13 protein-coding genes and 1 riboswitch are annotated in these 20,753 nt (G+C 75.5%); of the genes, 8 read left to right on the top strand and 5 right to left on the bottom strand.

Going from position 1 to position 20,753, the window contains the following annotated elements; translation table 11 throughout:
* Nucleotides 1-86: 86 nt before the first annotated feature.
* Nucleotides 87-2,165: an asparagine synthase-related protein gene (locus BIV57_RS07635; RefSeq protein WP_071655902.1), complete on the bottom strand. Its 2,079-nt coding sequence runs from the start codon at nt 2,163-2,165 to the stop codon at nt 87-89.
* A gap of 900 nt (nt 2,166-3,065) precedes the next feature.
* On the opposite strand from BIV57_RS07635, the gene BIV57_RS07630 reads away from it, so the two are divergent.
* The 4 genes from BIV57_RS07630 to BIV57_RS07615 all read left to right on the top strand — a co-directional run bounded on the left by BIV57_RS07630 (nt 3,066) and on the right by BIV57_RS07615 (nt 7,922).
* Nucleotides 3,066-4,430, top strand: coding sequence for an NsdA family TPR-like regulatory protein (locus tag BIV57_RS07630; protein WP_107409501.1), 1,365 nt, complete (start codon nt 3,066-3,068; stop codon nt 4,428-4,430).
* Nucleotides 4,431-4,463: 33 nt separating this feature from the next.
* The gene (gene lhgO, locus BIV57_RS07625; RefSeq protein WP_071655900.1) at nt 4,464-5,699 is read left to right on the top strand and encodes an L-2-hydroxyglutarate oxidase; all 1,236 of its coding nucleotides are present in this window, start codon (nt 4,464-4,466) and stop codon (nt 5,697-5,699) included.
* Between the two features lie 12 nt (nt 5,700-5,711).
* On the top strand, nt 5,712-6,425 hold the full coding sequence (gene trmB, locus BIV57_RS07620; protein ID WP_071655899.1) for a tRNA (guanosine(46)-N7)-methyltransferase TrmB: 714 nt from the start codon (nt 5,712-5,714) through the stop codon (nt 6,423-6,425).
* Between the two features lie 258 nt (nt 6,426-6,683).
* Nucleotides 6,684-7,922: a PrsW family intramembrane metalloprotease gene (locus BIV57_RS07615; RefSeq protein WP_175548690.1), complete on the top strand. Its 1,239-nt coding sequence runs from the start codon at nt 6,684-6,686 to the stop codon at nt 7,920-7,922.
* A 112-nt stretch (nt 7,923-8,034) separates the two neighbouring features.
* Here BIV57_RS07615 and BIV57_RS07610 read toward each other — a convergent pair whose 3' ends face one another.
* Complete coding sequence (locus BIV57_RS07610; RefSeq protein ID WP_245797473.1) at nt 8,035-8,823, bottom strand: M23 family metallopeptidase; 789 nt, start codon at nt 8,821-8,823, stop codon at nt 8,035-8,037.
* Between the two features lie 66 nt (nt 8,824-8,889).
* Nucleotides 8,890-9,038, bottom strand: a riboswitch (cyclic di-AMP (ydaO/yuaA leader).
* 361 nt (nt 9,039-9,399) lie between these two features.
* On the opposite strand from BIV57_RS07610, the gene BIV57_RS07605 reads away from it, so the two are divergent.
* The 3 genes from BIV57_RS07605 (at nt 9,400) to BIV57_RS07595 (ending at nt 15,873) form a co-directional block, all read left to right on the top strand.
* Nucleotides 9,400-11,559: a carbon starvation CstA family protein gene (locus tag BIV57_RS07605; RefSeq protein ID WP_071655897.1), complete on the top strand. Its 2,160-nt coding sequence runs from the start codon at nt 9,400-9,402 to the stop codon at nt 11,557-11,559.
* Between the two features lie 87 nt (nt 11,560-11,646).
* Nucleotides 11,647-12,825 (top strand): pyridoxal phosphate-dependent aminotransferase, encoded by a 1,179-nt coding sequence (locus tag BIV57_RS07600; protein WP_071655896.1) that lies wholly within the window; start codon nt 11,647-11,649, stop codon nt 12,823-12,825.
* 117 nt (nt 12,826-12,942) lie between these two features.
* Nucleotides 12,943-15,873 carry an AfsR/SARP family transcriptional regulator gene (locus tag BIV57_RS07595; protein WP_071655895.1) on the top strand — a complete coding sequence of 977 codons (2,931 nt, stop codon included), beginning with the start codon at nt 12,943-12,945 and terminating at the stop codon, nt 15,871-15,873.
* Nucleotides 15,874-15,948: 75 nt separating this feature from the next.
* Here BIV57_RS07595 and BIV57_RS24980 read toward each other — a convergent pair whose 3' ends face one another.
* Together BIV57_RS24980 and BIV57_RS07590 are read right to left on the bottom strand one after the other, a co-directional pair.
* Nucleotides 15,949-16,104 carry a hypothetical protein gene (locus BIV57_RS24980; RefSeq protein WP_175548689.1) on the bottom strand — a complete coding sequence of 52 codons (156 nt, stop codon included), beginning with the start codon at nt 16,102-16,104 and terminating at the stop codon, nt 15,949-15,951.
* A 102-nt stretch (nt 16,105-16,206) separates the two neighbouring features.
* Nucleotides 16,207-17,979, bottom strand: coding sequence for a SpoIIE family protein phosphatase (locus tag BIV57_RS07590; RefSeq protein ID WP_079170112.1), 1,773 nt, complete (start codon nt 17,977-17,979; stop codon nt 16,207-16,209).
* A gap of 157 nt (nt 17,980-18,136) precedes the next feature.
* Between BIV57_RS07590 and BIV57_RS07585 the strand changes: the two genes are divergently transcribed.
* Nucleotides 18,137-18,751, top strand: coding sequence for a nucleoside deaminase (locus BIV57_RS07585; RefSeq protein ID WP_071655894.1), 615 nt, complete (start codon nt 18,137-18,139; stop codon nt 18,749-18,751).
* A 150-nt stretch (nt 18,752-18,901) separates the two neighbouring features.
* Here the strand turns inward: BIV57_RS07585 and BIV57_RS07580 are convergent, their stop codons facing one another.
* Nucleotides 18,902-20,743 carry a hypothetical protein gene (locus BIV57_RS07580; protein ID WP_071655893.1) on the bottom strand — a complete coding sequence of 614 codons (1,842 nt, stop codon included), beginning with the start codon at nt 20,741-20,743 and terminating at the stop codon, nt 18,902-18,904.
* Nucleotides 20,744-20,753: the final 10 nt, after the last annotated feature.

Here is a 20,753-nt window from a genome sequence, read left to right as displayed (position 1 = left end):
CGCACGACGCGGGGTTCGCCGCCCCGAACCCCGGCACCCCGCCCCCTCCGCGGCGCGGGACGCCGTCGGCTAGTGCCGGGACGGCGCTAGAACGCCGTCACGGCCATCCGCCGCGGCGGGCCCGTCCCCGTCCAGCAGGACCCGCGCCGCGACAGCAGCCTGCGCAGCCACACCTCGACGGCGATCAGCTCCGCGAGCCCCTCCGCCGGCACGTCCTCCCCGTCCGCCGCCGCCCGCAGCGCGGCCCGCACCGGACGCGGGTCGACGAGCCCGGCCTTCTCCAGCACCGACGCCGCGAACATCTCGTGCAGCTCCTCGGCGGCCACCCGCAGCCCGGTGCGCATCGCCAGCGCGGTGTCCGGCCGCGAGGACGCCCCGAAACCTTCCGGCAGGCCCCGAACCCCGCAGGCGTCCAGCACCGCGCGCAGCAGCTCGGGCCGTGCGCCCGGCTGCACCCGCACCGTCTCGGGGATCTCCCGGCAGGCGCGCACCACCACGTTGTCCAGGAAGGGCGCGTGCAGCCGCTGGCCCGTCACCTCCGCGGCCTGCTCCAGGGCGCGGTACTCCTCGGCGGCCCGGCCCAGCGCCTGCCAGCTGCGGTGCCGTCCGGGGCGGTCGGGCGGGTCGGGGACGCGGGCCGCGTGGTCCAGCGAGCCGGCGATGTCGGCGAGCACCTCGCCGGTCAGCCAGCGCGCCGCCGGGCCGGGGGTGCACCAGGCGAAGGAGGCGCGGGCGAAGGCCTTGCGCGGGCCGCCCGCGCCGGCGGCGCCCGAACCGCCGTTGCCCGTCCCGCCCTTGGCGAGCAGCGCGGCGAGGTCCTCCAGGCCGTGGCGGTAGGGGGTGTGCGCGGCGCGGGAGACGGACCGCCACAGCAGGGCGCTGCCCAGCAGCTGCTGGCCGCCGCCGACCCGGGCCAGCGCCCGCAGCGGCTTGACCATCGCCCGGCGGCGGCGGTCGAGGTAGAGGTCGACGAGGCGCGCGGGGTGCCCGTCCAGGGCCTGGCGGGCGCCGTGGCCGGTGAGGTGGTCGTCGCCGCCGGCCTCGCTCGCCGCGGCGAGCCGGTGGCGCTCGCGTCCCGCGTGGACGAGGGCGGGTGACGGCTCGTCGGTGAGCGGGCCGTCCTCCAGGCCGGTGAAGGGCAGCGCGTCGGCGCCGCCGGGCACCACCACGTGCTCCAGCCGGCGGTCGGCGGCCATGGTGCGGGCGAGTTGGAGCTCGCGCTCGGTGCCGGGGCCGCCGGGGGTGGCGGTGTCGGTGAAGGTGACGGCGAGCAGCGGCGGGGCGGTGCGTCCGCCGGGGAGGCCGCCGGGGCGTCCGGCGGCGAGCAGGGCGAGGGCGGCGGACGCGGTGCCGCCGGAGAGGTCGGCGCCCGGCCGGTGCAGTTCGCCCAACTCGGCGAAGCCGCGGGCCTGGACGGCCTCCTGGAGGGCCTCGCGGAGCCCGTCCAGCGCCTGGGCGCGGCTGGGCTCGGGGGCGGGGCCGGCCATGTGCGAGCGGCGCTGCTCCAGGGACGGGACGTCCGGCTTGCCGTCCCGGACGACGAGGGCGTGCCCGGGCGGGACGCGCAGCACGCCGCGGTAGGGGGTGGTGAGGGCGGGGCGCCCCTGCCCCTGTGCGCCGGCGTCGATGACCTCGGGGGACTCGGGGCAGGCGAGGCGGGCGGCGAGGTGGCCCAGGTCGAGGTCGGACTCGAGGAGGTCGGCGAGCGGCAGGCCGGCGGTGGCGTAGGCGGTGCCGCCGGCCCAGGGGGCGTGGAAGACGGGGCGGGCGCCGACCAGGTCGCCGACGACGGCGGTGCGGCGGCCGGCGCGGATGACGACGGTGTAGCTGCCGGGCCAGGCGGCGAGGTGGCCCAGCGCGCCGGCGGCGGCGCGGACGAGGGCGCCGCGCAGCTGGTCGTCGGAGGCGGGGCAGCGGCCGAGGACGGCGAGGCGGGCGATGCCGTCGCCGACGGGGCCGGCGTCCCCGGCGGACGCCGGGAGGTGGGCGGGGCGCGGCGGCCGGGGCAGGGTGACGGTGCGGATCTCGTCGTCGCGCCAGTCGCCGACGGCCCACAGGGGGTCGGGCGCGGACCATATCTGGCGGGCGCCGACGGGGTGCACGGCGGGCGTGTCGTGCGGGCCGTAGCCCGCGCGGGTGCCGCTCCAGCCGACGAGCCAGCGCATCTGCGTGTGTCCCCTCTTGGTGCGTCAACGGCGTTGCGCCGCAGGGAACATGCTGCCATTACCCGTCACACTTCGCGTGCACGCCGTCGCCGCCCATGCGCGGCCGCCGGGCCCGCGCGACGCCGGCGGTCCGCACCGTCAGCCACCGCCCCGTCCCCGAACGGCCGCGGCCACAGGCCCTGGCAGGCGGCTGACGGGCCGTTGCACACCGTCCGCGCAGCGGCGTCGCCACGAGCCACCACGAGCCGGACCGGCGAGACGGCACCATGGCGTCGCCTCGGACCGCCCCCGGTCGAGCCGCGTGGCGGGGGACGGAGCGGCGAGACGGCGCAACGCGGGCCCGGACGCGGGCCCGGACGCGCACGCGGCGCGCACGCTGACGCCGGGCGTGTCGAGCAGCCGTGTCCGCACGACGAAGCCGCCAGGTGGGCCCGCGGCCGGAGCCGCTCCGCCGGAGCCGCTGCGCGGGGCCCGCGCCGCAGAGCGATAGGCGGCCCGGGGGCGTCCGCTCGCCCCCGGGCCGTTTCCGCCGCCCGCGGGGAATGAGACGGCGGAGAACCCCCGGCCCACCGTGCCCTCGAACGGTGGGCCGACCCACGGTGCGATGCAACTACCGCCGCGGGCGGCCGAGAAGGTCGCACGGACCGGCGCACGACGACACGCCCCGTCGCACGACCGCCGCCCGGCGGGTCGTCGCGGACCGGCCACCGACGGGGGGCATTGTCGACGTTTTCCGCCATCCGGAACGAATCCTCTTAACCGCTGGGATGCATCGAACTACGCTGGGTATCTAAGGATGTGGGCGCAGGGTGCTGCCCAACTTCCGTCCCGGCACCTGCTTCTGGGGGTGGCACAGGCGTGAGCGGTCGGACCAGGAGCCCCAACGAGAAGCTCGGCGCGATGCTAGCGGTGGCCGGCATCAGCAATGCCGGGCTGGCCCGCCGCGTCAACGACCTCGGCCGGCAGCGGGGGCTGACGCTGCGTTACGACAAGACGTCGGTGGCGCGCTGGGTCACCAAGGGCATGGTGCCCCAGGGCGCCGTGCCGCATCTGATCGCCGCGGCGATCGGCGGCAAGCTGGGCCGGCCGGTCCCGCTGCACGAGATCGGCCTCGGCGACGCGGACCCCGCGCCGGAGCTGGGCCTCGCCTTCCCGCGGGACGTGGAGGCGGCCATAAGGTCCGCGACCGACCTGTGGCGGGTCGATCTGGGCGAGCGCGGCTCCGCGGGCGGCGGCCGGTACTGGCAGTCGCTGGCCGGCGCGTTCTCGGTGGCCGCGTACGCGACACCGGTGTCGCGCTGGCTGATCACGCCCGCGGACGGCGCGGTGGCGCGCACCCTCCAGGACCCGTCCACCCGCCGGGTGGGCCACGCGGACGCGCAGAAGCTGCGCGAGGCCGCGGAGGACGCCCGGCACTGGGACAGCAAGTACGGCGGCGGCGACTGGCGCGCCGGCCTGGTCCCGGAGTGCCTGCGCAACGAGGCCGCGCCGCTGCTCACCGGCTCCTACAGCGACGAGGTGGGCCGCGCGCTCTTCCAGGCGACGTCCGAACTCTCCCGCCTCGCCGGGTACATGGCGTTCGATGTCGGCCAGCACGAGGCCGCGCAGCGCTACTACATCCAGGCGCTGCGGCTGGCCCGCGCGGCGGCGGACGTGCCGCTGGGCGGCTACGTCCTGGCGTCGATGAGCCTGCAGGCCACCTATCGGGGCTTCTCCGAGGAGGGCATCGACCTGGCGCAGGCCGCCATCGAGCGCAACCGCGCGGTGGCGACGGCCCGCACCATGGGCTTCTTCCACCTGATGGAGGCGCGGGCGCACGCCCGGGCCGGCGACGAGGCGCTCTGCGGGCAGTCGCTGGCGAAGGCGGAGACGTTCCTGGAGCGGTCGCGTCCCGGCGACGAGGACCCGCACTGGATCGACTTCTTCAACGTGGACCGCTTCGCCGCGGACGCGGCCGAGTGCTACCGCGACCTGAAGCTGCCGGGGCAGGTGCGGCGCTTCACCCAGCAGGCGCTGGCCAAGCCGCAGGAGGGCTTCATCCGCACGCACAGCCTGCGGCTGGTGGTCGCGGCGGTCGCGGAGCTGGAGTCGGGCGACCTGGACGCCGCCTGCGCGATGGGCGAGCAGGCGATGGACGTGGTGGAGCGGGTCTCCTCGGCGCGCAGCCGGGAGTACGTCAAGGACTTCCTGCTCCGCCTGGAGCCGCACCGCGCGGAGCCCCAGGTGGCCGCGCTGGCGGCGCGCGCCCGGGCGCTGGTGTCCTGAAGGACGCGCTACCGGTTGTCCGTGCGCGGTGGAATGATCCGTGGGGTGGACAGCTGTGATGTGGCCGTGGTGGGGGGCGGGATCGTCGGGTTGGCGACCGCGTACGCGCTGACGCGGGCCGCGCCGTCGCTGAAGGTGCTCGTCCTGGAGAAGGAGGACGCGCCGGCCCGGCACCAGACGGGCCGCAACAGCGGGGTGATCCACAGCGGGGTGTACTACCGCCCAGGCAGCCTCAAGGCGAAGTACGCCGTCACCGGCGCGCGCGAGATGACGGAGTTCTGCGCCGAGCAGGGCCTGCCGCATCGGGTGACGGGCAAGCTGATCGTGGCCACGTCGTCAGGGGCCTCCGCGCAGCTGCCCCGGCTGCACGCGCTCGCCCAGCGCGGCCGGGAGAACGGCATCCCGGTGCGGGAGTTGGGCCGCGGCCAGCTCGCCGAGCGGGAGCCGCATGTCGCGGGGGTGGCCGCCCTGGAGGTGGCGACGACCGGCGTGGCGGACTTCGCCGCGGTGGCGCGGCGCCTCGCCGAGCTGGCCGGGGAGGCCGGCGCCCGGCTGCGGACGCGGGCGGAGGTGCTGCGCATCACCCCGTCCGGCGGCGGCTCCCGCACGGTGCTGGAGACGGCGTCCGGCGAGGTCGCCGCGCGGGCCGTGGTCAACTGCGCGGGCCTGCACTGCGACGCGGTGGCGCGCGCCGCCGGCGACGACCCGGGCGTGCGGGTGCTGCCCTTCCGCGGCGAGTACTTCGAGCTGGTGCCGTCCCGGGAGGGGCTGGTGAAGGGCCTGGTCTACCCGGTGCCCGACCCGGCCTTCCCGTTCCTGGGGGTGCATCTGACGCGCGGGGTGCACGGCGGCGTGCACGTCGGCCCGAACGCGGTGCCGGCCGCGGCGCGCGAGGGCTACGGCTGGTCGGTGGTGCGCGGCCGGGACGTGGCCGGCACGCTCGCCTGGCCGGGCTTCTGGCGGCTGGCGCGCCGCCACTGGCGGTACGAGGTCGGCGAGTTGCACCGCTCCGCCTCGCGGACGGCCTTCACCCGGGCGGTGCGCGAGCTGCTGCCGGAGGTGGAGGAGCGCGACCTGGTCCGCTCCGGCTCGGGCGTGCGGGCCCAGGCGGTGGATCGTTTCGGCGCGCTGGTGGACGACTTCCTCATCGAGGTGGGCGCGGGCGGCCGCGTCGTCCATGTGCTCAACGCCCCGTCCCCGGCGGCGACGGCCTCGCTGCCGATAGGCCGCGAGGTGGCGGGGCGGGTGCTGGCGGTGCTCGGCGATTAGGATTGCGGCCTTGTGAGCGCACATCCCCCCTCCCCCGACGCCGCCGATCCCGCCCATCCGCACCACCGCCAGGTGCACAGCTTCCACGCCCGGTCCGGACGCATCACCCAGCTGCAGGCGGGCGCGCTGCGCCGGCTGTGGCCGCGGTACGGGGTGGAGATCGACGGGACGCCGCTGGACCCGGCCGCGCTGCTGGACGGGCGCCCGGTGGTGGTGGAGATCGGCTCGGGGATGGGCGACGCCACCGCGCGGATGGCCGCGGACGATCCGTCCACCGGCCTGCTCGCGGTCGAGGTGCACCGCCCGGGCCTGGGCAGCCTGCTGCACCGCATCGAGGCGGACGGCCTGGCGAACGTGCGGGTCGCGGCGGGCGACGCGGTGGTGCTGCTGCGCGACATGCTGCCGGAGGGCTCCCTCGCCGGGCTGCGGATCTTCTTCCCGGACCCGTGGCCCAAGAAGCGCCATCACAAGCGGCGGCTGGTGCAGCCGGAGTTCGTCCGGCTGGCGGCCTCCCGGCTGGCGCCGGGCGGGGTGCTGCACTGCGCCACCGACTGGGAGCCGTACGCCGAGCAGATGCTGGCGGTGCTCTCCGCGGAGCCGCTGCTCGCCAACACCGGTGGCGAGGGATGGTCGGAGCGGCCCGAGTGGCGCCCGGTGACGAAGTTCGAGCGGCAGGGGATGCAGAAGGGGCACGTGATCCGCGATCTGCTCTTCGCGCGGCACTAAGCGGGTTTGGCGAAGTAGGGTGCGCTTTCCGCGTCGTTCGGTGCGTGCAGCTGCAAGGCGCCCGAGCTCGTTCGTAGTGGTTCTTACGTGCGTGCTTGGGCAACGCCGCAGATGTGCGTGCCGGGCGGCGCGGGAAGTGTGCCCTGCTTCGCCAAGCCCGCTGAGCAGGAAGGGCCGGGTATACCGCGAACGGGCCAGATCGAAGGCGGTCGCGAACGCCCGCTTTTGCGGTCCGACGTGCGGTTCTATCGTCGTGATGTGACCACCTTGCCGCGCGCCCCGGGGAAGCCGCGGGGCCGTGCGCCCCGGCGGCGGATACCCGGGTGGGCGCGGGTGCTGGGGGTGGTGCTGGCGCTGGCCGGCTGCGCGGTGACGATCCTGGCGCTGATCGAGCGTCAGACCGGGGGGACCGGGTTCACCGTCGGGCTGCTGCTGGCGGTGCTGCCGGTGCCGCTGGTGGTGGGCGGGTTCCTGTGGCTGGACCGGACGGAGCCGCAGCCGCGCCGCCGCCTCGCCTTCTGCTTCGCCTGGGGCGCGTTCGCGGCGACGCTGATGGCGCTGCTCGCCAACAGCTGGACGACGAGCCTGCTGGAGCAGCGCAACGGGGCGCGCGGTGAGATGGTGGGCTCCTCGACGCTGGTCCCGCTGGTGGAGGAGACCGCCAAGGGCCTGGTGGTGCTGGGGCTGTTCCTGCTGACGGGGCGCCGCGGGGGCGCGCGCCGGGTGGTCGGCCCGGTGGGCGGGCTGGTGCTGGCGGGGGTGACGGCGGCGGGCTTCGCGTTCACCGAGAACGTGCTCTACCTCGGGCGGGCGTACGCCTCGGGGGCGCATCTGATGGACGCCGTCCAGCTGACCTTCGGGACGCTCTTCGTGCGGGCGGTGCTCTCGCCGTTCGCGCATCCGCTCTTCACCTGCATGACGGGCCTGGGGCTGGGGCTGGGCACGGTGGCGCGGCGGCGGGTGTGGCAGGTGCTGGCGCCGCTGCTGGGGTGGACGGGCGCGATGGCGCTGCACGGGCTGTGGAACGCGGCGGCCGGCGGGGGCATGGACGGGTTCCTGCGGATGTACTCGGGGCTGATGGTCCCGATCTTCCTGGGGATGCTGACGGTGGTGCTGCTGTCGCGGCGGCGGGAGCTGCGGCTGGTGGTGCGTCATCTGGCGCCGTACGCGGGGGCGGGGTGGATGGCGGGGCACGAGCCGGCGGTGCTGGGGTCCGCGGTCGGGCGGCGGGCGGCGATGCGGGCGGCGCGGCGCGGGTGGGGGGAGGCGGGGGCGGTCGCGGTGCGGGAGTACACCCGGACGGCGGTGGAGCTGGCGCGGCTGCGGGCGACGGGGGCGCAGGGGGCGCGGTTCTTCGAGCGGGAGCAGGAGCTGCTCCACAGGCTGTGGATGCGGCGGGCGGTGGTGGGCCCGGTGCTGGCGGCGGTGCCGCCGCCGGCGGAGTCCGACCGGGGGTGCGGCCCGCGGCGCCCCGCCGCGGCGGGCGGGACGCGGTAGCGCGCCCGGACCTGCGGGCCGCGGTGGCGCGCCCGGGCGGGTGGGGAGAAGCCGACGGTCCCGGCGTCGGGGGGGGTGGTCGCCGGGACCGTCGGGTCTGTGGGGGCCTCGCTCAGGTGCGGAGGCCGTGGTCGGCGAGCCACACCTTGGGGTCGACGGCCGCGCCGCCGCCGGGGTGGATCTCCAGGTGCAGATGCGGGCCGGTGACGTTGCCGGTGGCGCCGACGCGTCCGATCTGCTCGCCCGGCACCACCGTGCCGCTCGCCTTGGTGATGGCCGAGAGGTGGCAGTACCAGCTGGTGGTGCCGTCGTTGTGCTTGACGACGATGCGGTAGCCGTAGGCGTTCGCCCAGCCCGCCTCGACGATCCGGCCGCTGCCGATGGACTTCACCGCGGTGCCGGTGGGCGCCGCGAAGTCGAGGCCGGTGTGGGTGGTGGCCCAGTGCGCGCTGGACTCGCCGAAGCCGGCGCTGATCCAGAAGTTGTGCACCGGCAGCACCCAGCCGGCCAGGAACTTGCGGCGGGCCTCGGCCTTGGCCTTCGCGGCGGCCTCCGCCTTCGCCTTGGCCTCGGCCTTCGCCTTGGCGGCCGCGGCGCGTTCGGCGGCGGCCCGGCGGGCGGCCTCGGCGCGGGCCTTGGCCTGCGCCTCCTGCTGGCCGGCCTGGGCGATCATCTGGGTGTGCAGCGAGGCGCCGGCGTGGGCGACCTGCTGCAGGCCGGTGGAGGTGTGGACGGAGCTCGTGTCGGCGGAGTCGCCGATGGAGATCGGCAGGCTGGGGTCGACATGGCCCTGGGAGGCGGCGACGCCTCCGGCCGCGACCGCGCCGATGGCGGCGACACCCAGTACGGCGGATCCGCCGCGCCTGGAGCGGGAGTTCACCGACCGGGGCTTGCGGTGCACGCGGTGCCGCCCTCGGGCGGCATCCGGCTCCCAGACAGGCTCATTGGACGCCAAGACCGGCGTACTCCTTTCCTTCCTTCTCGCCTACCGGGTTAGCTGACGGGTTCGGAGCAGGAAGGTCTCCTACGGCCCTTGCGGGCCGATTCACCCCATGTTCACCAGGTGTGGGAACGGTGGTTCCCCGGCTCCCTCGCGGGATTCGGCGATGCATCGCGGTGCCGTCGCAGGTACGGCGTTGCCGACCGCGGTGCGTTACCAGACGTTAATAGAACCGGCCGGTAGTTCCAAGCGGATCCCGCCAACTGGCCCCGAAAACTTGCGCGATCACCGGTAGTCGGCCATCCCAAAAAGGGTCATTCCCGCACCAAAACCAGTTGCGCGACCAGCCGTCGCGGTGGCATACGCCACAGGTCGCGCGCCGGTCACGGGCTCCCGCGGAATCACGGATTCAACGCTCCGTCACCCCGCATGGTGACGCACCTCACTCGGCGACCGCGGCGCGTCCCTGATAGGAAGTCAAGGTTCCGTAAACTTGCACGTTCTGTTGAAGGGAACCCCGACTTGAGCCGCTCGACGATGCGCGGTGTGGTGACCTGGACCCTGGTGGCGCTGGTCGGCGCCGCCGGATGGACGGTGCTCGCCCTCGCCCGCGGCGAACACGTCTCCGCCGCCTGGATGCTCGCCGCCGCCCTCGGTTCCTACGCCATCGGCTACCGGTTCTACGCCCGCTTCATCACCCGCCGCGCGCTGCGCCCGGACCCGACGCGGGCCACCCCCGCCGAGCGCCTCGACGACGGCGTGGACTTCCATCCCACCGACAAGCGCGTGCTGTTCGGCCACCACTTCGCGGCGATCGCGGGCGCCGGCCCGCTGGTCGGGCCGGTGATGGCGGCGCAGATGGGCTATCTGCCGGGCACCGTCTGGATCATCGTGGGCGTGGTGCTGGGCGGCGCCGTCCAGGACATGGTGACGCTCTTCTTCTCGATGCGGCGGGACGGCCGCTCGCTGGGGCAGATCGCGCGGGACGAACTGGGCCCAGTCAAGAGGGCGCGCGGAGCGCTTCCTTGGAGGGGCGGCGGCGGGTGGCGGGTGGGCGGCTACGCCGCGCTGGTCTCCGTCCTGGCGATCATGATCATCATCCTGGCGGTGCTGGCGCTGGTCGTCGTCAACGCGCTGGCCTCGTCCCCGTGGGGCACGTTCTCCATCTCGATGACCATCCCCATCGCGCTGCTGATGGGCGTGTGGATGCGCTTCGTGCGGCCCGGCCGGGTGCTGGAGGCGAGCATCGGGGGCGCGGTGCTGCTGCTGATCGCGATCGTCGCCGGCCGCTGGGTCGCCGAATCCCCGGGCGCGGCGGGCGTCTTCACGCTCTCCCCCAAGACCCTGGTGGTCTGCCTGGTGGTCTACGGGTTCGTCGCCGCCGTGCTGCCGGTGTGGACGCTGCTGGCGCCGCGCGACTACCTCTCCACCTTCATGAAGATCGGGACGATCGCGCTGATGGCGATCGGCGTGGTCGTGGCGATGCCGAGCCTGGACCTCAGGGCCCCGGCGATCAGCAGCTTCGCGCACACCGGGAGCGGCCCGGTCTTCGCCGGCTCGCTCTTCCCGTTCGTCTTCATCACCATCGCCTGCGGGGCGCTCTCCGGCTTCCACGCGCTGATCTCCTCGGGCACCACCCCGAAGATGATCGAGAAGGAGACGCAGGTCCGGCTCATCGGCTACGGCGGGATGCTCGCCGAGTCGTTCGTCGCCATCATGGCGATCATCGCCGCGACCGTGCTCGACCCCGGGCTCTTCTACGCGATGAACGCCCCGGCGAGCGTGCTCGGCGAGACGGTGCAGTCGGCCTCGCACGCGGTGGCCGGCTTCGGCTTCAGCATCCGCCCGCACGAGCTGGCGCAGGTCGCCAAGGACGTCGGGGAGAACTCGATCCTGGCGCGCACCGGCGGGGCGCCGACCTTCGCCGTCGGCCTCTCCTTCATCCTGCACACCGCGTTCGGCGGCAACATGCAGGCGTTCTGGTACCACTTCGCGGTGATGTTCGAGGCGCTGTTCATCCTGACGACGGTGGACGCCGGCACCCGGGTGGGCCGCTTCATGCTGCAGGACCTGCTGGGCAACGCCCACCGCCGGTTCCGCGACCCCAGGTGGCGCACCGGGCAGTGGCTCACCACCGCGGTGATCGTCGCGGCCTGGGGGTACTTCCTGTGGGCCGGGGTGACGGACCCGCTGGGCGGCATCAACCAGCTGTATCCGCTCTTCGGCATCGCCAACCAGCTGCTGGCGGCGGTGGCGCTGGGCGTCTGCACGGTGCTGATGGTGAAGTCCGGCCGCGCCAAGTGGGCCTGGATCACCGGGCTCCCGCTGGCCTGGGACGTGGCGGTGACCATGACCGCGTCCTGGCAGAAGCTGTTCTCCGCCGACCCGAAGCTGGGCTTCTTCGCGCAGGCGGACACCTACCGGGACGCGATCGCCGCCGGGAAGGTGCTGCCGCCGGCGAAGACACTCGGGGACATGCACACGGTGGTCACCAACTCCACGGTGGACGGGGTGCTGCTGGCGGTGTTCGTGCTCCTGGTGCTGGTCGTGCTGGCGGACGGCCTCCGGGTGTCCCTCGCCGCGCTGCGCCTGCGGCGCTCCGGCCTCCCGGTGCCCACGGCGGAGGCGCCCTACGTGCCGTCCGCACGCGCCGCGGAGGATGCGCGGCGGCCGGAGCCCGCCGCCGCCGAACGCTGAGCGCGGTGCCCTGTTCGCCGCCCTGGACCCCGGCACCCCTCCCCCTGGGGCTGGGGTGCCGGACCGTGCGCGCGATAGCGTTCCGGTATGAGTGAACGTCCGCTGCTGAACCGGCGCCTCGAGGGGCTGGGCACGACCGTGTTCGCGGAGATGTCGGCGCTGGCCACGGCCACCGGCTCGATCAACCTGGGGCAGGGCTTCCCGGACACCGACGGCCCCGCCGAGGTGCTCGAGGCGGCCGTCCGGGCGATCCGGGAGGGCCGCGGCAACCAGTACCCGCCGGGCCCCGGCATCCCGGAGCTGCGCCACGCGGTCGCCGACCACCAGCGCGCCCGCTACGGGCTGGAGTTCGACCCGGACCGCGAGGTGCTGGTCACCGCGGGCGCCACCGAGGCGATCGCCGCCGCGCTGCTGGCGCTTCTGGAGCCCGGCGACGAGGTGGTGGCGCTGGAGCCGTTCTACGACTCCTACGCCGCCTGCGTGGCGATGGCCGGCGCGAAGCTGGTCGGCGTCACGCTCCGCCCGCCGGAGTTCGCGCTGGACCTGGACGCGCTGCGGGACGCCGTCACCGACCGCACCCGGCTGATCCTGCTCAACACCCCGCACAACCCGACGGGCGCGGTGCTCACCAAGGACGAGCTCGCCGCAGTCGCCGAACTGGCTCTGGAGCGCGACCTGCTGGTGGTGACGGACGAGGTGTACGAGCACCTGGTCTACGAGGGCGAGCACGTGCCGCTCGCGACGCTGCCGGGCATGCGGGAGCGCACCGTCACCATCGGCTCGCACGGCAAGACGTTCTCCTTCACCGGCTGGAAGATCGGCTGGGTGACGGGGACGCCCGAGCTGGTGGGCGCCGTCCGCACCGTCAAGCAGTTCCTCACCTACGTCTCGGGCGGCCCGTTCCAGTACGCGGCCGCCGAGGCGCTGCGGCTGCCGGAGGCGTACTACACCGCGCTGCGCGCGGAGTTGAAGGCCCGCCGCGATCTGCTGGCGGCCGGGCTGGAGGAGGCCGGGTTCACCGTCTACCGGCCGCGCGGCACGTATTTCATCACCACCGACGTGCGGCCGCTGGGCGAGTCGGACGGCGTGGAGTTCTGCCGCCGGCTGCCGGAGCGCTGCGGGGTGGTGGCGATCCCCGCGGCGGTCTTCTACGGCGACGCGGAGGCCGGCGGCGGCACACCGCTGGTGCGGTTTACCTTCTGCAAACAACCGCAGGTTCTCGCCGAGGCCGTGGACCGCCTCAAGGCGGGTCTTGCCCGGGGTTGACCCGACCGCCCGCTAAACAGGCCCGTTTTGACCATCCGTCACCCGACCCGGAACCTCATATCATCCGTTGATACGTATCCGTCTTCGACGGCGTCTTCGACGGCAGGGACTTGGGGCATGGAAGGTGAGGGAACGGGCCTGCGCTTCGCCGCGCTGGGTCCCGTCCGCGCATGGCGGGACGGCGAGCCCCGGGCAGCCGGCTCGCCGCAGCAGCGTGCCGTGCTGGCCGTGCTGCTGCTGCGCACCGGGCGCACCGCCACCACGCAGGAGCTGGTGGACGCGGTGTGGGGCGAGGACGCCCCCTCGGGCGCCGTCGCCACCCTGCGCACCTACGCCTTCCGGCTCCGCAAGGAGCTCGGCCCGGACGTCTTCGCCTCCGAGGCCGGCGGCTACCGGCTCCGCTTCGAGACCCACCAGCTGGACCTCGCCCGCGCGGAGGCGCGCGCGGACGAGGCCGAACGCGCCCGGGACGGCGGCGATCCGGCCAAGGCCCGCGAGCTCCTCGGCGCCGCGCTGGAGGAGTGGGAGGGCGAGACGCTGGCCGGCGTCCCCGGCCCCTACGCGGAAGCGCAGCGCTCCCGCCTGGAGGAGTGGCGGCTCAACCTGCTGGAGGTCCGGCTGGAGCTGGACGTCGAACTCGGCCGCCACGCCGAGGTGGTGGCCGAGCTGACGGCGCTCAGCTCGGCGAACCCGCTGCGCGAGCGGCTGCGCGGGCTGCTGATGCTGGCGCTCTACCGCAGCGGACGGCAGGCCGAGGCGCTCGGCGTCTACGCCGACACCCGGCGGCTGCTCGCCGACGAGCTGGGCGTCGACCCCGGCCCCGAACTGAGCGAGCTGCACCAGCGCATCCTGGAGGGCGACGAGGAGCTCGCCCCCGCGGGCGGCTTCGGCGCCAAGGCGGGACGTCCGGTGCTACGACCCGCCCAACTGCCCTCGGCCGTCGCCGACTTCACCGGGCGTGCGCTGTACGTCCGCGAGCTGACCGCCCGGATGGTCGGCGAGGGCATCGAGGACGGCGCCCACGCCCTGGCCATCTCCGCGGTGGCCGGCATCGGCGGCGTCGGCAAGACGACGCTCGCCGTGCACGTCGCCCACCAGGTGCGGGAGTCCTTCCCGGACGGGCAGCTCTACATCGACCTGCAGGGCCAGGGCATCCGCCCGCCGCAGCCCGAGTCGGTGCTCGCCTCCTTCCTGCGCGCGCTGGGCATCCCCGACGCCGAGCTGCCCGACTCCGAGGGGGAGCGCTCCGCGCTCTTCCGCTCGGTGCTCGCCGACCGCCGGGTGCTGGTCGTCCTCGACGACGCCAAGGACGCGGCGCAGGTCCGCCCGCTGCTGCCGGGGGCGCCCGGCTGCGCGGTGATCGTCACCAGCCGGGCCCGGCTCGCCGAGCTGCCGGGCGTCTACCAGGTCGCGCTGGACGCGATGAGCGCGGCGGAGGCGCTGGAGTTCTTCGGGCGGATCGTCGGCGCCGAGCGGATCGCCGCCGAGCGGGCGGCGGCGCTGGAGGTGGTGCACGCCTGCGGGCGGCTGCCGCTGGCGATCCGCATCGCGGGGTCCCGGCTGGCGGCGCGTCCGGGCTGGTCGGTGGCGTCGCTGGCGCGGCGGCTGCGCGACGAGCACCGCCGGCTGGACCACCTGCGGGTGGGCGACCTGGCGGTGACCGCGACGTTCGAGCTGGGCTACCGCCACCTGGAGGAGCTCCAGGCGCGCGCGTTCCGGCTGCTCGCCCTCCCCGACGGCCCGGACGTCTCCGTCCCGGCGGCGGGCGCGGTGCTGGAGCTGGACGACCCCTTCGAGGTCGAGGACCTGCTGGACGGGCTCGTCGACATCGCCATGCTGGAGTCCCCGACGGAGGGCCGGTACCGCTACCACGACCTGCTCCGTCTCTACGCGCGGCGCAAGGCGGCCGAGCAGGACCCCAAGCCCGAACGCCGCGCCTCGCTGGTGCGGTTGACGGACCACTACCTGGCCACCGCGCGCGACGCCTACCGCCTGGAGAACCCCGGCGACCGCCTGGTGGAGCACCTCGTCGAGACCTCCCAGCCCGGCCTCCACCTCGACGAGCCCGAGGAGGGCCGCGACTGGCTCTACGAGGAGGCCGAATGCCTGCTGGCGGCGGTCCGCCAGGCCGCGGAGGCCGGCGGCCGCCTGCTCACCTGCGCGGCCGACCTCCTCCAGGTCACCCAGGACCTCGGCGACTCGGGCGGGTACGCCCGGGAGTACGAGTCCGCGGCGCGCGGCGTCGCCGACCAGGCGTCCGCCGCGGGCGACACCCGCGCGGAGGGCCGCGCACGGGGGATGCTGGGTCAGGCGATGCAGATGGAGGGCCGCTTCGACGAGGCGGTGACCGAGGCCGGCCGGGTGCTGGAGTCCGGCAGCGACGACCCGGTGGCCCTGGAGGCGGCCTACAGCCTGCTGGGCTCGGTGGCCCTCTACCGCCAGGAACTCGACTCGGCGGGACGGCACTTCACCGCCGCGCTGGAGGTCGGCGAGCGCGACGACAACCCTTTGACGGTGGCGGTGGCGCTCGGCAACCTCTCACGGGTCTACCTCGCCGTCGGAGAGGCTGAACGAGCTGTGGAGTCGAGCAGACGAGTCGTCGCACTGCAGCAGGATCTGAGGTCGTCGCTCCAGCTCGGAATCGCCCAGTACAACCTCGGCCTGGCGCTGTCCGCCGTCGACGACCACGACGCGGCCCTCGAAGCCCTGCGAACCGCCCTCGACCTGTTCCGGCTGACCCGCCAACGCCTGTGGGAGGGGATGACGGTCTTCCGCATGGCGGAGATCCACGCTTCCTCCGAAGACGACCGGACGGCCGTCGAGCTCGCCGAACAGGCTCTGGTCCTGCTCAAGGAGATCGGCGGCGACTGGCGCCGGGGCCTCGTCCTGGCGCTCCTGGGCGACGCGCTGCACCGCCTCGGCCATGCCGATCGGGCACGCGCCTGCCGCACCGACGCCCTGCGGGTCTTCGACGAACTCGGCGCAGCCGAGGCCGACGACGTGCGCGCCGCACTGGCGGCGGCGACCGCCGTACCCGAAGGACGCTGACGGGGACGACCACCCCACCGATGGCCGCCCCCGTCATTCCCCCCACACCGCCGGCCCCCGGGCCGGCGGCCGGTCTCACTTGTTCTCGGTACCGGTGCCGGTCGGCGAGATCTTGCCGTCGGGCGAGGCGGTCGCCCCCTCGTCCTTCGTCGGCGAGATCTTCCCGTCCGGCGTGACAATCTCCTCGTCCTTGGTCGGCGAGATCTTCCCGTCCGGCGTGACGTCCGCCATGATGTTCTCCCTTGGCTCGTTCCATCGGTTCACGAACTGACGTTCACGAACCTAGAGGAGTTCCCCCGGGCAGCAGGTTGCACCCCTGTGATTGACGTCTCCTCAACCGGCGTTGAACGGGCCGGTGGTGGGCTTGCCCGCGGCTCGCACCCGCGCCGCCAGGAGTGCTACGTCGTCGGCCAGCGGGAACGTCACCAGGCGGCCGGCGACCTCGTCGAGGAGGTGCTCCAAGGGGGCGGCCGGGGGGAGTTCGAGCGAGGCGAGCCGGCCCAGGGAGACGTCGATGTCCTCGCTGCGGCGCTCGACCAGGCCGTCGGTGAACATCAGCAGCGTGCCGCCGCCCGCGCAGGGCCCCTCCGCGACCGGGTACACCGCCGCACGGCCCGCGCCCGCGCCCGCGCCCAGCGGGGGTCCGGGGAGCACCTTAAGCAGCCGCACCGTCCCGTCCGGGTCGACGACCGCCGGGGGCAGGTGCCCCGCCGAGGCGTACGTGCACCGCTCGTGCGCCGCGTCGACGACCGCCAGCAGGCACGTCGCCGGGCGCTCGCCCGCGGCCACCTCCGCGTTGCGGTCCATCATGGCGAGCAGCTCGTCCGGCGGCAGATCCCGCTGCGCCGAGAGCCGCAGCAGCATCCGGTAGTGGGTCATCGCCGCGGCCGCCGCCACGCCGTGGCCCATCACGTCGCCCATCGCCAGCAGTGTCCGCCCGCCCGGCAGCGGGATCGCGTCGTACCAGTCGCCGCCCACCAACTCCGCCTCGCCGGCCGGCAGATAGCGGGTGGCCAGCTCCAGGTCGGGGCTGGTGCCGCGCGGATCGGGCAGCAGCGCGCGCTGCAGCTCCAGCGCGATGCCGTGCTCCCGGGTGAAGCGCCGCGCGTTGTCCAGGGCGATCGCCGCACGGCGGGTGAGGGCCTGGGCGGTGGCGGTGTCCTCCTCGTCGAACGGCGGCGAGTCGCCGACCCGCACCAGGGTGACGGTGCCCAGGTCGCGGCCGCGGGCCGCGAGCGGCACGATCATGCCGGAGTGGATGCCGTTGGCCCGGTACGCGTCGGCGCGCGCCCGGCTGGGGGCGGAGCCTTCGAGGCGGTCGTCGTCGAGGTAGTCGTTCATGACGACCGGCAGCCCGCCGTCGATGCAGCGCGGCACCGCCGAGCCGGGCTGATAGTCGATCAGCTGGCCGGGCTCACCGAAGGATTTGGCGAGATCGAGCAGGTCGGGGTGGGTGGCCAGCGCGGCGCGGCGGAGCCGGACGACGCCGGGCGGGGGCGGCGGCCCGAGCGCACCGGCGCCGTCGCCGTCGCCGCGCACCGGGAAGACCTCGACGCCGACGATGTCGGCGACCGTCTCGGCGAGCAGGTCGGCCAGCTCCTGGCAGGTGCGGTCCACCTCGAGGGTGGTGCCGATCCGGGTGGCGGCGGCGTCCACCAGCAGCAGCCGGCGCTGGGCGCCCTCCAGCTCGCGCATCGCCCGGCGGTCCTCGGTGATCTCGGTGATGACGACGGCGTAGCCGAGGACGGTGCCGTCGGAGCGGTCCACGCGGTGGTAGGTGCAGAACCACTCGCGCTCCTCGACGCCGACGGGGGCGCGGGTGTGGCCGCGGGACCAGGCGTTGCGGGGGACGCCGTCGGCGATCACCGAGCGCAGCACCCCGGGCGCGACGTCGACGCCGGGGACGACCTCGTGGATGGTGCGGCCCACGTGCTCGTCGGCCGGCAGGCCGTTCATCGCGGCGAGGGCCTCGTTGACGAAGAGGTAGCGCAGGTCGGGGCCGAGCAGGGCGACGCCCGCCATGGTGCCCTCGACGATGCGGCGGAACGCGTCCTCGGGGAGCGGCTCCCCCGGGCGGAGGCCGCGGTGACGGTGCCGGCGGTCCATGGGCACCCTCCTCCAGCGGGTCCTCTGCGGCCTGTGCGCGCAGGATTCGCGCACCGACATTCAATCAGACCTTTGCCGACATAGCGCCCAATCCACTCAATCTCCCCAATCTCCTCATCGCCCGCGGAACCCCGGCTCGCTCTGCTCCAATCGGCGCATGGGAGACGCGACGCTGCCCGAGACCTGGCGGGAGCCGTTCGAGCTGGCCTGGGAGGGGTTCCTGGCCGGCTGCCTGCCGATCGGGGCGGTCGTCCGGGGCCCGGACGGACGCACGGCGGCCGCGGGCCGCAACCGCGGGCTGGACGCGGTGGCGCCGCCCGGCCAGCTGGCCGGGGTGCACATCGCGCACGCCGAGATCAACGCCCTCGCCCAGCTGCCGATCGGCGGCGACCACGCCGGCCATGTGCTCTGGTCGACGCTGGAGCCCTGCCTGATGTGCCGCAGCGCGCTGCTCCACGCGCACGTCGGAGGCCTCGTCTACGCCGCCGCGGACGGGGTGATGGGCGGGCGCATCGAGCAGGTGCCCCAAGTGGGCGGATTCATCGCGGAGCGGTGGGTTGCGACGGTGGACGGCACCTCCCCGGCGGCCGGCGTCCCGGGGGTGCTGGGGTCGCTGCTGATGGACCTGTGGCGGGAGGTCTGGTACCCGCGGGCCCGCCGCGACACCGGCACCCGCGCGCTCGCCCGCGAGGCCGTCCGCACCCTCCCCGACCTCCGCACCGCCGCCACCCTCGACGACGCCCTCCCCCTGCTGGCACCGCTCCTCGGGTGACGCCGCGGGCGCGCCTCCCCGCCCCCGCCCGGCCCGTCCGGTAGGACGGGTGCGCGCACTCCCTGCCTGCCCGCGCCCGGCCTCCCCGGCACCGACCGCCGGAGGGGCCACCCCCCAGGGCCGCTCCCGGCGCCCGTTCGCGCGCCGCCCTCAGCGGCGGCGCTTGCCGGTGTGGCGGCGGCGGGTGTCGGCGGCGTTGGCGCGGGACTGCTGGGCGGTGGCGCGGGCGGTCTCGGTGAGGAGGGCGGCCAGGGCCGCGATCGCCTCGGTGTCGGGGTGCGGGGAGTCGGCGAGGGCGGCGTGCATCTCCCGCGCGGTGGCGGCGTTCTCGGCGCGCAGCAGGGCGCGGATGCCGTCCGGGCCGGTCGCCTCGTGGAGCTGGAGCAGCTGCTCGGCGACGGCCAGCCGGCGGTCCCGCTCGGAGAGCGTCGCCGCGACCGCCCCGCCGTCCAGATGCAGCAGCGCGGAGAGGGCGACGGGGCCCAGCGCGGCGTCGGCGCGCAGGGCGTGCAGCAGCTCGGTGCCGTCCGGGGCGGGCAGCGCGCCGGCGAGGGCGGCCAGCAGGCCGGCGCGGCGGGCCCGGAAGGGGGCCCGGCCGACGGCGGCGACCAGCTGCGGGACGGCCTCGGCCGGGCCGCCGCGGGCGGCCACCCAGGCGGACAGCTCGGCGCGGGCGCTCTCCTCGTCGTAGTGCTCGGCGAGCGCCCCCAGCAGCCCGGCCGGCGGCGCCGCGGCCAACTCGCCGACCAGCGGGGCGATCCGGCCCGCGGCGCGCAGCCGCAGCCGCACGCCGTGGGTGCCGAGCGGGGTGAGGGCGAGCAGCGGAACCGGGCCGCGCTCCAGCTCCTCGCGCAGGCCGCGGTAGGGGTCGTCGGCGTCGGCCGCCTCGTCGAACGCCGCCAGCGGCGGGAGCGCCTCGACGAAGCAGGCGTCGGCCCGGCCGATGGCGCACTCGGCCGCGCCGAGCAGCTCCAGGCCGCGGGCGAGCCGGACCAGGTCGGCGTCGAGCAGCGCCCGCTCCTCCGCGGAGCAGCCCTCCCCCGCCGCCGCCAGCGAGGCGCGCAGCCGGGGCAGCGGCATCGGCGCGGGCAGCGCGTAGAGCGCGGAGAGCACATCGGGCAGGGCGCGCTCCCAGTTCTCCCGGAGCGCGGAGGGGAACGGCGACGGGAACGCCGCCCGCTCCCCGTCGGCGAGCAGCAGCGCGCCCGGCTCGGGGGCGAAGAGCGCGTCGAAGCCCTGCTGCCAGCGCCGCAGCGGATCGGCCGCACCGTCGTCCGGGCACCCGGCCCACTCCGGCAGCGGCACGGCGGCCGCCGCCGCGCGCAGCGCCGCCTCGTCCGGCAGCGCGACCGGCGGCTGCGGCAGGACGCGCGCCGGCCCGGCGGCGTCCAGCTCGGCGCGGCGGGCCAGCACCCGCCGCCACTCCTCCGGGTCGGCGCCGGTGCCCGGCTCGCCGGCGAGCGCCCGGCGGGTGAACGCGCCGAGCGCCGCCTCGTCGTCGATGTCGACGCCCCGCTCGGCGGCGGCCGTCACCCAGTACTTGGCGATGCCGTACCGGCTGCGGTCGGCCATCGCCGCGGGGTAGCCGGCCGCGGCCTCGTCCACCGCGGCGAGCGCCGCGGCCTCGGAGGGGGCGAGCGGGTCGGCGAGTTCATGGGCGTGGACGTAGCCGATCAGGGCGCGGAGCGCCTCGGGCGCCTCCGGCAGCGGGTCGCCGGGCAGCACGGTGCGCTGCCGGGGCAGCCACTCCAGCAGGAAGCCGCGGGCCTCGGCAGAGCCCCAGCGGCCCAGCCGGCCGTCGGGGGTGTCGGCGTGGCGGTACTCCAGGGCGTCCCGCACCAGCTCGGCCTCGACGGGGCGGCCCTCGGCGGCGGCCCACTCCTCGACCCGGTCGGCGAGCAGCACCCGGGCGGCGGTCAGCTCGCGCAGCTCGCGGAGGCCCTCCTCGTCCTCGGGGTCGGCGCCGTCCACGGCGTCGTAGTACATCCGCATCGGAACGGCC

This window comes from Mangrovactinospora gilvigrisea (assembly GCF_001879105.1).
Lineage (GTDB): Bacteria > Actinomycetota > Actinomycetes > Streptomycetales > Streptomycetaceae > Mangrovactinospora > Mangrovactinospora gilvigrisea.
Note: the sequence above shows the minus strand (reverse complement) of the source record. Positions and strands in the feature narration are given on the sequence as shown.